General features: G+C 39.2%; 9 protein-coding genes. 3 read left to right on the top strand and 6 right to left on the bottom strand.

From position 1 onward, the window contains the following. Nucleotides 1-445 precede the first annotated feature (445 nt). From U2718_RS24895 to U2718_RS24875, 5 genes are all read right to left on the bottom strand, one after another. Nucleotides 446-1,387 carry a glycosyltransferase family 2 protein gene (locus U2718_RS24895; RefSeq protein WP_342002748.1) on the bottom strand — a complete coding sequence of 314 codons (942 nt, stop codon included), beginning with the start codon at nucleotides 1,385-1,387 and terminating at the stop codon, nucleotides 446-448. Nucleotides 1,388-2,042: 655 nt separating this feature from the next. Next, a complete protein-coding gene (gene miaB / locus U2718_RS24890) occupies nucleotides 2,043-3,407 on the bottom strand; it encodes a tRNA (N6-isopentenyl adenosine(37)-C2)-methylthiotransferase MiaB (protein ID WP_342002747.1) in 1,365 nt (454 codons plus the stop codon). Between the two features lie 95 nt (nucleotides 3,408-3,502). Beyond that, nucleotides 3,503-4,111 (bottom strand): hypothetical protein, encoded by a 609-nt coding sequence (locus U2718_RS24885; RefSeq protein WP_342002746.1) that lies wholly within the window; start codon nucleotides 4,109-4,111, stop codon nucleotides 3,503-3,505. A gap of 42 nt (nucleotides 4,112-4,153) precedes the next feature. Further along, on the bottom strand, nucleotides 4,154-4,372 hold the full coding sequence (locus U2718_RS24880) for a type II toxin-antitoxin system HicB family antitoxin (RefSeq protein ID WP_342002745.1): 219 nt from the start codon (nucleotides 4,370-4,372) through the stop codon (nucleotides 4,154-4,156). A 32-nt stretch (nucleotides 4,373-4,404) separates the two neighbouring features. Next, nucleotides 4,405-4,578 (bottom strand): type II toxin-antitoxin system HicA family toxin, encoded by a 174-nt coding sequence (locus U2718_RS24875; RefSeq protein ID WP_342002744.1) that lies wholly within the window; start codon nucleotides 4,576-4,578, stop codon nucleotides 4,405-4,407. Nucleotides 4,579-4,718: 140 nt separating this feature from the next. Here U2718_RS24875 and U2718_RS24870 point away from each other — a divergent pair, with 140 nt between their 5' ends. Then, a complete protein-coding gene (locus tag U2718_RS24870; RefSeq protein WP_342002743.1) occupies nucleotides 4,719-6,197 on the top strand; it encodes a CoA-acylating methylmalonate-semialdehyde dehydrogenase in 1,479 nt (492 codons plus the stop codon). Here the strand turns inward: U2718_RS24870 and U2718_RS24865 are convergent. After that, nucleotides 6,188-6,472, bottom strand: coding sequence for a DUF2087 domain-containing protein (locus U2718_RS24865; protein WP_342002742.1), 285 nt, complete (start codon nucleotides 6,470-6,472; stop codon nucleotides 6,188-6,190). The two genes, U2718_RS24870 and U2718_RS24865, sit on opposite strands and share 10 nt — an antisense overlap. Before the next feature lie 200 nt (nucleotides 6,473-6,672). Here U2718_RS24865 and U2718_RS24860 point away from each other — a divergent pair, with 200 nt between their 5' ends. Then, nucleotides 6,673-7,062 carry a hypothetical protein gene (locus U2718_RS24860; RefSeq protein ID WP_342002741.1) on the top strand — a complete coding sequence of 130 codons (390 nt, stop codon included), beginning with the start codon at nucleotides 6,673-6,675 and terminating at the stop codon, nucleotides 7,060-7,062. A 626-nt stretch (nucleotides 7,063-7,688) separates the two neighbouring features. Further along, a complete protein-coding gene (locus tag U2718_RS24855; RefSeq protein ID WP_342002740.1) occupies nucleotides 7,689-10,031 on the top strand; it encodes a WD40 repeat domain-containing protein in 2,343 nt (780 codons plus the stop codon). Nucleotides 10,032-10,036 lie beyond the last annotated feature (5 nt).

Here is a 10,036-nt window from a genome sequence, read left to right as displayed (position 1 = left end):
TAGTTTTAGCGAGGGAGCCAGTGCGTCTTTGTAAATTCTCTGATGGAGTGCAACTGGCATTTGGGTTTTGCTGATATCTTTACTTCTAATGTTGTAAAACCCGCTTGTAAAAAGGTGAATAGTAGTTCGCCACACAAATTATGCAAGATTATAGATCCCCGACTTTGTTAAAAAGTCGGGGATCTATAATCTGCTGTAATTATTGCCATATTTTAGTATCCAATAGGGATAAATCTAATTTATTAAATTAAATATTGAATATTAAGATTAAAATATTTAGTAATTTTACTTGTATTTCGCAATTTTGGTAAATAAGCAAAATACAAGTAAATATCCATAACAACTACAAATGTTTAGACAAGTGAATCAAATCAACTTATTTTTTTACCATTAAGCAACTCAGAATCTAAATGATGCATCCAAAGCTATTTAATCTACCTCAATTTCAAGATGCTCGGCTAGCTAAAAACTTTGTTTTTAGTAGTTCTATGACTAACCACCTTCTGATAATTCCCATGATCAGACGTTGAGCGTTTTCTTGTAGTAAAATTGGTGGATATAGGCTGATTGCCATCCACAACTTTTTACGAGCTTTAATCAAATTATCAGCATTATAGTTGTAGTTCTGCAAATATTTGCGTGTGCAATATTGATACACTGTAGCTAAACTTCTATTCTTGAGGTGTTGAAATTCTGCTGGAAGAGTCTTAAAGGTTTTGTCTACGACAAAAACACAAGCCTTTTCCATCTGCTCAATTTTTGACGATGTGGAATTTGAAGATTGACGATAAAAAACTTGGTATTTAGGAATTACTACAAATTCCCATTTAGATGCAATTCTAAGCCAATAATCCCAATCAGTACAACTTCCACATTCAGGATCGAAATATTCTCCCGATTCAATCGCTTGTCTGCGAATCAAAGCATTAGAGCCACTAGCGATAAAATTACCTACTAATAAATGAGTCAATACATTACCTTTAAAATATACAGGCTCACCTTTACCTAACAGTTTTCCTTGCTCATCTATAAAACTAGTCCAACTATAAGCAACACCTGCTTTTGAATTTTTTTGCAAAGCTTGCAATTGTAGCTCTAATTTATCGCTTGTCCATAAATCGTCTGCGTCCAGAAAAGCAATAAACTCTCCTGTTGCATGAAAGAAACAACGATTGAGAGATGTAGGTAAGTCTACATGCTCATAGGAGAAAACTTTAATGCGTTTGTCTTCAATACTATATAGTACCTCTAAAGTTCTATCGGTGGAGCCGTTGTTAATAACAATAATTTCAAAATCATTGAAAGTTTGTTTGATAACTGATGATATTGTTTCTACAATAGTTTTCTCACCATTATAAACAGTCATTACAACAGAAATAGTTGGCATAATTTAGATTCTATAGTGTTGAGCAAATAAGCAGATTTTTATTTGTGTAAAGATGAGAATCTTGATCTCTTTATTACAAGGATAAGATTTTTATCTGGAAATTATATTATCATGAGTCTTATATACTTATTGAGCAGTAAACAATAAATTTCATAATAAATTTATATGGGTTAAAGTAAATTTTACATTTCCACTGCAACAAAATACTTGTCGTTTGCTAGCTTGTTATATAAAGTCTCTTTAGAAAAAGAGTGTGAATCTTCTGTAAATATTCTTTAGCTCTTTCATATATTTGTGTTTATATGTCTTTCTTCAAACAATTTAAAGAAAGATTTCACTCAATTTTTAAGAAAGGAGGATAAGTAGAGCAAGTGAAGTAAACTTGCTCTGATGGTAGGCGATCGCCACAAGATTTCCTGCGCTTGATATTGTTGCTCTTTGATTACTTTAGGCAGGAGAAAATAAGAAAACTGTGTATTCTTATTTGTTAGACTAGTTCTTTACTTAGAACCTAGATATCTTGCAAAGAGTCCAAATAACTTTTTTATAAATAGCGTTAAACGAATTAGAAGATGCTAGAAATAGCAGATAGGCTTCTGTAGATATTACTACAGAATCCCGTTATTTTCTGCTTCAGTTAAGTAATTCAAAGAAACTAAACTGGTATCGGTGTTTTTATTTCTAGTGGTTCACCTGTCAAGCTAAAGGCACGAACTTCAGTAACTTGCACTTTTACTAACTTGCCTTTAAGCTTTGTGATGTCACCAGTAAAGAAGGTGAGGCGATTAGTGCGTGTGCGTCCCATTACCTGAGTCTGATCTTTGGGATTTTGATCTTCTACAAGAACTTCTTCCACACGTCCTAAATAACGCTGCGATCGCTCGGCAGCTTTGATGGCTACCAGATGATTTAATCTTTGCAGGCGATCGCCTTTGACTTCTTCACTAATTTGCTCATTCCACAAGGCTGCGGGTGTTCCCGGACGTGGAGAATAGGCTGCGGTATTTAATTGATCGAAACCAATGTCTTCTACGAGTTTGAGCGTATTTTCAAACTGTGCTTCCGTCTCCCCAGGAAAACCCACAATCGCATCGGCACTGATTGCCGCATCTGGCATATACTCACGAATTGTATCAATAATCCGGCGGTATTTTTCGTGAGTGTAACCTCTTGCCATCCGTTTCAACACTTCGTTATCCCCAGATTGAAAGGGAATGTGGAAGTGTTCGCATACTTTGGACAATTCTGCACAAGCCTGGATCAAACGCTCCGTAAAATAACGAGGATGGCTAGTCGCAAATCTGAGGCGCTCAATTCCTGGCACATCATGAACGTGGTAAAGTAAATCTGTAAAAGTGTGCTTGTGTCGTCCTTGTGGGGTTACACCTGGTAAATCTCGTCCGTAGGCATCAATATTTTGGCCTAAGAGCGTAACTTCTTTGTAACCTTGCCCTCCTAATTCTTCCATTTCAGCACGAATTGCCTCCGGTGTCCGTGATTGTTCAACACCACGTACATTCGGAACGACACAATAAGTGCAGCGTTCGTTACAGCCGTAAATCACATTCACCCAAGCAGTAACGGTAGCATCCCGTCGCGGCTTGGTGATATCTTCTATGATGTGAATTGGCTCAGTTGCCACAACTTGGTTACCGTCAAAAACTTGTTGTAATAAATCTTTCAGACGATTGGCGTGTTGTGGCCCCATAACTAAGTCTAACTCCGGCACTCGCCGCAACAGCGCTTCCCCTTCCTGTTGGGCAACACAGCCAGCAACAATCAGCGTTAAATCAGGTTTCTCGTGCTTACGCTTTGCTTGTCTACCAAGATAAGAATATACTTTTTGCTCGGCATTATCCCGGATTGTACAAGTATTGTAAAGAATTATATCTGCGTTATTTGGATCTTCTGACCACTCAAAGCCCATGTCTTCTAAAACGCCAGCCATGCGCTCTGAGTCAGCTTTGTTCATTTGGCAACCGAAGGTGGTGATGTGATAATGGCGTCTGGCAGTTGTCATGGGCGATTATACTTAAGCTCTAATAATTTTAAAAGGTTTTCTTTAATTGTATTAACTCTGGTTACCAATTACCAAAACTTACTAGTTACACACTTCTACTCCAAAATCCCAACAAAAATTTTGACTATTTCTTCTAAATCATCTGGCAAAGTATAAGAAGTAATATCTCGCGTCACTGTACGAGAAGCTGTTTCTAGCGTGCCAAAAACCCATACATCTCCCATTGTCACCGCTCCGTATAGTATATTCGGTGAGTTCTCCAACATAGACAGTGCAATCATTTCCACTGCCAACTGCGTAAATCCCCGCGTTAAGTCATCTCGTTTTGCTTCTACGACAATTAGGCTGTGTTCGGATTGAATAAGATAATCCAGGTTGCCTTGGAGTAAGTTATTTATCTTCAAGGGATACTCAATTCGTAGTACCCGCTTGCAGATAACAGCTACCCTACTTAAAACTGGCGCAATCAAAATTTCTCGTTTTGCGGCTTCACTACTTAGACTGACATAAGGGATAGTTTCTTCAAGTTGCTGTCGTAGTTCCGTTAGGCGTTCTAGTTGACGACTGGTTCTAGGGAGTTGCAGGCGAGTGCGAGCAAAAGCATAACCGAATTCTGCTAATACCTCATCCGTGTCATTAGGTAACTCAAAGAATGAACGAAACGAGTAGTTAGCATCTTCGCGGAGAATTTTTAACTTGGACATGAGCGGATTCTCTATACCCACCTTCTTATGTCTGCCACCAAACTATGCGGCTTTGTAAATACTTGGTTCTGGAAGCGATTCACCTGTCACTTCGTATGCCATAATCAAAGACTCTTGCGCTTCAATACCATTTTGTACTGCTAACTCGTAGGTATCGCCATGAGTACGCCAACGTTGTCCAGGAAAATCAGGGAATCCTACTAAGAAGCAGTTATCTTGAGCAGACCACTGAATCACCATCTGATACTTAAATTTATTCATCTTCGGTGTTTCTCCTCTACTTCTAGAATAGCTTACTGAACTTCTTTTTCCTGATCACGTTTAGCGTCTGCACTATCCTTACCAGAAATTGTGAGTTTTCCAGTATACAAAGGATGTATCCAGTTAGTATGACTTCCTTTGCCTGGAAGTTCTGTAAAACCAGCTTGACGCAACATTTGTTTCAGTTCCCGGATTTTCTTTGGCATCGCTGGTTTCAGGCAAGTTGTTTACTAACTTATTTTAAGAATAAAGCAAGCCTTACTATCCCCAACACGCATGGAAAATTTTGAACGACTAAGATATTCATATTCCCGGATTTTTGTTCTACGAATTTAATATTCAACCAATGGAACCAATTATCACATTACCTAACTACATCAACGGTCAGTGGTGTGCATCTATAGCTACAGAATTTTTAGACGTAACCAACCCAGCAACAACAGAAGTATTAGCTAAAGTTCCCCTCTCGCCCACATCTGAGGTAAATCAAGCAGTAGAAGCCGCAGCAGAAGCTTTTTTGACATGGCGTCGCACACCACCGACAGAACGGGTGCAGTATTTGTTCAAACTTAAGAATCTATTAGAAGAACATTTTGAGGACTTATCCCGGATCATTACCCAAGAATGCGGTAAGACTTTAGCAGAGTCGAAAGGTGAGATGCGCCGGGCGATTGAAAATGTGGAAGTCGCCTGTGGTATCCCGATGATGATGCAGGGAACAAATTTAGAAGATATTGCTAGGGGGATTGATGAAATCATGATTCGGCAACCGTTGGGAGTATGTGCGGTGATTGCTCCTTTCAACTTTCCAGGGATGATTCCGTTTTGGTTTATGCCCTATGCTCTTGCCTGTGGCAACACATACATCGTTAAACCATCGGAAAAAGTGCCGTTAACGATGCAGAAAATCTTTCAGTTATTAGAAAAAACTGGATTACCAAAAGGTGTAGTGAATTTAGTGAATGGGGCAAAAGCAGCTGTTGATGCAATCTTAGATCATCCTCAAATTCGGGCAATCAGTTTTGTTGGTTCCACACCCGTTGCTAAATATATTTACAGTCGGGCAGCGGCAAATGGGAAGCGCATGCAATGCCAAGGTGGGGCGAAAAATCCAATTATTGTCTTACCAGATGCAGATATAGAAATGACTACCCGGATTGCTGCTGATAGTGCTTTCGGTTGTGCTGGGCAGCGTTGTTTGGCTGCTTCTTTTGCTGTCACAGTTGGGGAAGCACAGCGCACATTTACAGAGGCGATCGCCGAAACCGCTAAAAAACGGGTAGTTGGTAATGGTTTAGATCCTAATGTAGAAATGGGGCCAGTTATTAATGCTCAAAGCAAGGTAAGAATTGAAGGATTAATTAGAAAAGGAGCAAATGAAGGGGCAAGATTACTAGTAGACGGTCGATATCCAAATATTCCCGGTTATGAAGCAGGGAATTTTATTAAACCAACAATTTTACAAGATGTTGATCCTGACAGTGAACTTGCTCGCGCAGAAATTTTTGGGCCTGTTTTAAGTTTGCTGCATGTAGATACTATAGATCAGGCAATTTCATTAGTGAATAGCGGTCAATACGGTAATATGGCTTGTTTATTCACTACTAGTGGTGCGGCTGCTCGTAAGTTCCGGTATGAGGCTGAGGCTGGTAATATTGGTATCAACATTGGTGTTGCCGCGCCAATGGCGTTTTTTCCTTTTAGCGGTTGGAAAGAAAGCTTTTTTGGTGACTTGCACGGACAAGGTAACCATGCAGTAGAATTTTTTACTCAAACTAAAGTAGTAGTAGAACGTTGGCCTGGTGATTGGTCGCGTCAATTTTGAAGAGGATTGCACCAGTAAGCAGAACCATCACGCATTCTATTGATTAGTTTACTCTCAAATAATTCTCGTCGCAACAGGGCAGGATCGTTAAAGGTGTGATATTGATTCAGTAGTGCATTGACTTGTTTTTCTGTATAGGTTGTTCCAGACTCAAATTTTGTTGCGAGGTACTCCAAAACTAGCTTTTGAAACTTGCTGCGATTTCGTTTAGAGGGCCATTCTTTCACGCGTCCTTGCTCATCTAGGTAGCTTTTGAGTTCTGCCAAGTAATCCATAATTTATGCTAGAACTTTGCTGTCATCAATTTGGTGAATGTTCAAAAGATATTAGAAAAAACATAATTTAGCATCCGCTTTTCTGAATACTTATATTCCTAAAGCGATCGCCTAAATTGCCAAAGTTATTTCAATCTCCATTTGGCACCTAAGTAGAGTCAAATCCGTCACCATTGGTAATGGACTTATAGGAGAAAAGTGTGAAAACCAGATTTATCACCAAAACACTGCTGACATCAATGGGTTTGTTAGTTTTATTTGTCCCGCAGCGTACTCATGCTCAACTAGTACCACAACCTTGGGTTTCGGTGGGAGCCAAAGATGGTGATGTGACCTATTCTATTGGTGCAAGGGCTTTTGATTGGGGTGCTGAGTTTGGAGTAGGTTCCGATAGCGCTACTGGTATAGATGTGCTAAAATTCCTGAGCTTACCAGTAGTTTCACCTTATGTAGGATTAGGTTACTATTCCGCAGATAAAGGTATTGCCGTGTCTGGCGGGGTTCAAGTAGGCGCAAGTGATAACCTTTTTTTAGGTGTTGGTTATAACTCTGTTCGTGGTGTCAACGGACAATTGGGAATTAGGTTCTAACTATTTAGTAGAGATTAGGGGCGAGAGATTGGGAAAAGATTAGCAACAACTAAACAGGCGAAATATTAGGATAATTAGTAAAAAAAGCTCAAAAGAACGCATTTCATGAAAGTAAATGGGGTGTATCTCCCCCTCCTGCTTCCTAGCTAAAATAGTATATATTGGGCTAAATATAGAACCATCTGAGTTCATTAAAAGGCGTTAAACATTATACAAGATTTGAAGAGTAATCTGATTTGATTAGGTGTAGGATATTGACTATGTTTAAGTGGTGCAGGACGCTATCTCCCGTCATCCTATAGCCAAGCATCGCTTATTTGCTGTCAATAATTTCTTTGTTTGTGGAGAAAATAAACTGCTAAATACCTATTTTGATTTTTTGAAGATTTTTTGAAAGTTTAATAGGGTTTTGATAAAATTCAAGCGATTTTTCAGAGTACTAGATTACGCATTGTCTGGTTGTTTATTCCTATTTTTGTGAGCAAACGAGCCATCAGTTCCGATCAAGTAGTAGGATCGGCATATGTAGGAGTTTTATTGAATGGTATTAATGCCTAATTGGGTTGAGCTATGACATTAAAAACACTGAAAGATATTAAGGTTATTTATTTAACAGGCAACTCTGTATGGAGCAAGGCTTAAGGTTACTAATTCAATTAGTACTAGAATTTGCACCTGTGATTGCAAGTTTGGTACAGAAAAGCAATGAAGTACGTCAAGAAACAAATAAAGATGAATATCCTAGACATATTCAAGAAATAATTCATACTGTAAACAGTGCTAGTCAAAAACTGAGTTTACTAGAAGGATTTGAAGAAAACAAAAACCAGCACAAAGAGCAACAGCAGTTAGCAGTTTTCTACCGTCAAACACAATTACAAATAGCAACTCAAGAACAAGAAACAGCCCTCAAACTACCAGAAGTTCAGAAGATTTTTGAGAGTTGGCCTTTGCGTTTATACCCTTCACAAATTCTAAATTCTGTTAGGAAACAGGAACGCAAGCCGCTCAAAATTTTTCTTGCTCCTCCTAAAGTAAAATTTGACACTTTTGATACTCGTCCAGAGGAAATTTCTACAAATGTTGAGTTAAAGTTAGCTGAGGGATTACGAGATTTTCTTGGCAAGCATTACTCTTTACAAGATATAGTGAGACCGACAGAGTTTTTAGCAGGAGCCTGGGAAAGTAAGCGTTTTCACAGTGAATCAAGTATTAAGGCTCTGTTTGGTATTTTGAAAACAGAGCCTGTTTTGATTTTAGAGTCAGAAGCAGATGGAGATTATTTAAATTTCCGGATTGGTTATTGGGGAATTGAACAAGAGCATTATTACTACAAAACGATTTCTCGCATACCTTATAGAGAAATAGTTAAGCAGTCAGCAAAAAACCGTGCCTTAGAATGGAGAAAAATCAGAGATGAATTGATTGCGTTGGGAGAAAATCTAGAGGAAATTAACTACCTTGGTAGAGATAATGCTGTTAATTTAGCATTGTTGGAAAAGGAAGAAAAATGGAAAGCTAAGGGAATTGACGTTAGTAAGTTATCTTTGCAATACCAAGTTAATCATCAGGACTTTGAACAGCTTTGTCAGGTTTTAATTACTTGTCACTGTTTAGTTGCTGGCTGGGTAGCAGATGTTTATCACTTGGTTCATCATGATGTGCCTCCCCTCTTACCTGAGTTACTACCGAGTCTAATTAATAGTCCAGTTGATTTGCAATCGCTACAAGCGATCGCCGAAGGGTATCAACAAGTCTACCAAGCTCTAGAAAGAGAACGTCGTGATTGGATTCCGGAGTTGGCTTTGCAGTTAGCTCACAGTTTCTCTCACCTCAGCGATCGCTCTTTGGCTCGTCAACAAATAGAATATTCGATCAAAGCATGGCTGCAACTGCGACAAGTAGGAACAATGCAAGTAAATAACCCGCTCCAGAGTATGCGAGCAGCAGCCAGGATAGAAGATACAGAATATTTCCAAAAGTTAAGAGAATATTTTGCAGTAGTTGGTGATAGTCAGAGTATTACTCAAGTTGAGGAAATTTTATATGCGATCGCCAACCTGAAAATTAAACGCCAAGAAAACTATGCTTATCTGAGTCACACTCTGAATGGACATATTGGCAAAATAACATCTTTAGCAATTAGTCCGGATGGGCAAATTTTAGTCAGCGGTAGTGCAGACAAAACAATTAAGGTATGGGATCTCAACACTGGTAAATCGATCCGCACCTTAAATGACAATTTAGGAGAAGTTTCATCAGTCGCAATCAGCCCGGATGGGAATTTTCTCGCCATTGGTAGCTGTCAACACCCAAAAAGTAATGTCAAAGTCTGGCACCTTGCTACTGGTAAATTACTGCACACTTTATTGGGACATCAAAAGCCAGTAAACTTCGTTACGATCAGTCCAGATGGACTAATTCTTGCTAGCGGCAGTAATAAAATCAAAATTTGGAACCTGCACAAAGGCGATCGCATTTGTACCCTCTGGCATGCTTCCTCAGTTCACGCTGCTGCGATCAATGCTGATGGCTCAATTCTAGCTAGTGGCAGTAGTGATAGTAAAATTCGACTGTGGAACCCACGTACTGGAGAACCACTACGCACCCTCAACGGGCATACAGGTGAAGTACACTCGGTTGCGATTCATCCTCATGGCAGTATCCTCTTTAGCGGTAGTGCTGATAACACAATCAAAATTTGGGATCTCGATAGTGGAAGAATGTTGCATACTTTCACTGGGCATTCAGATGAAGTGAAATCGGTTACTATTAGTCCAGATGGGCATACTCTCTTTAGCGGCAGTGCCGATAATGTAATAAAAATTTGGTGTTTGCAGTCAGGGCAATTGCTACAAACTCTGACTGGGCATGCAGGAACAGTCAATGCTATTGCTGTAAGCCCCGATGGTAAATTAGTTGTCAGTGGTAGTTCCGATCAAACAATTAAAATTTGGCAGGTAGTTTAACCAAA

Origin of the sequence: Chlorogloeopsis sp. ULAP02, from assembly GCF_038404745.2 — a bacterium.
Lineage (GTDB): Bacteria > Cyanobacteriota > Cyanobacteriia > Cyanobacteriales > Nostocaceae > Chlorogloeopsis.
The sequence above is the reverse complement of the archived record's forward strand: the minus strand, read 5'-3'. Positions and strand labels throughout refer to the sequence as shown.

Coding starts and splice junctions, on each gene's coding strand:
- U2718_RS24895 (WP_342002748.1), bottom strand. CDS start 1,387: ATGCCAACTATTTCTGTTGTAATGACTGTTTATAATGGTGAGAAAACT.
- miaB (WP_342002747.1), bottom strand. CDS start 3,407: ATGACAACTGCCAGACGCCATTATCACATCACCACCTTCGGTTGCCAA.
- U2718_RS24885 (WP_342002746.1), bottom strand. CDS start 4,111: ATGTCCAAGTTAAAAATTCTCCGCGAAGATGCTAACTACTCGTTTCGT.
- U2718_RS24880 (WP_342002745.1), bottom strand. CDS start 4,372: ATGAATAAATTTAAGTATCAGATGGTGATTCAGTGGTCTGCTCAAGAT.
- U2718_RS24875 (WP_342002744.1), bottom strand. CDS start 4,578: ATGCCAAAGAAAATCCGGGAACTGAAACAAATGTTGCGTCAAGCTGGT.
- U2718_RS24870 (WP_342002743.1), top strand. CDS start 4,719: ATGGAACCAATTATCACATTACCTAACTACATCAACGGTCAGTGGTGT.
- U2718_RS24865 (WP_342002742.1), bottom strand. CDS start 6,472: ATGGATTACTTGGCAGAACTCAAAAGCTACCTAGATGAGCAAGGACGC.
- U2718_RS24855 (WP_342002740.1), top strand. CDS start 7,689: ATGGAGCAAGGCTTAAGGTTACTAATTCAATTAGTACTAGAATTTGCA.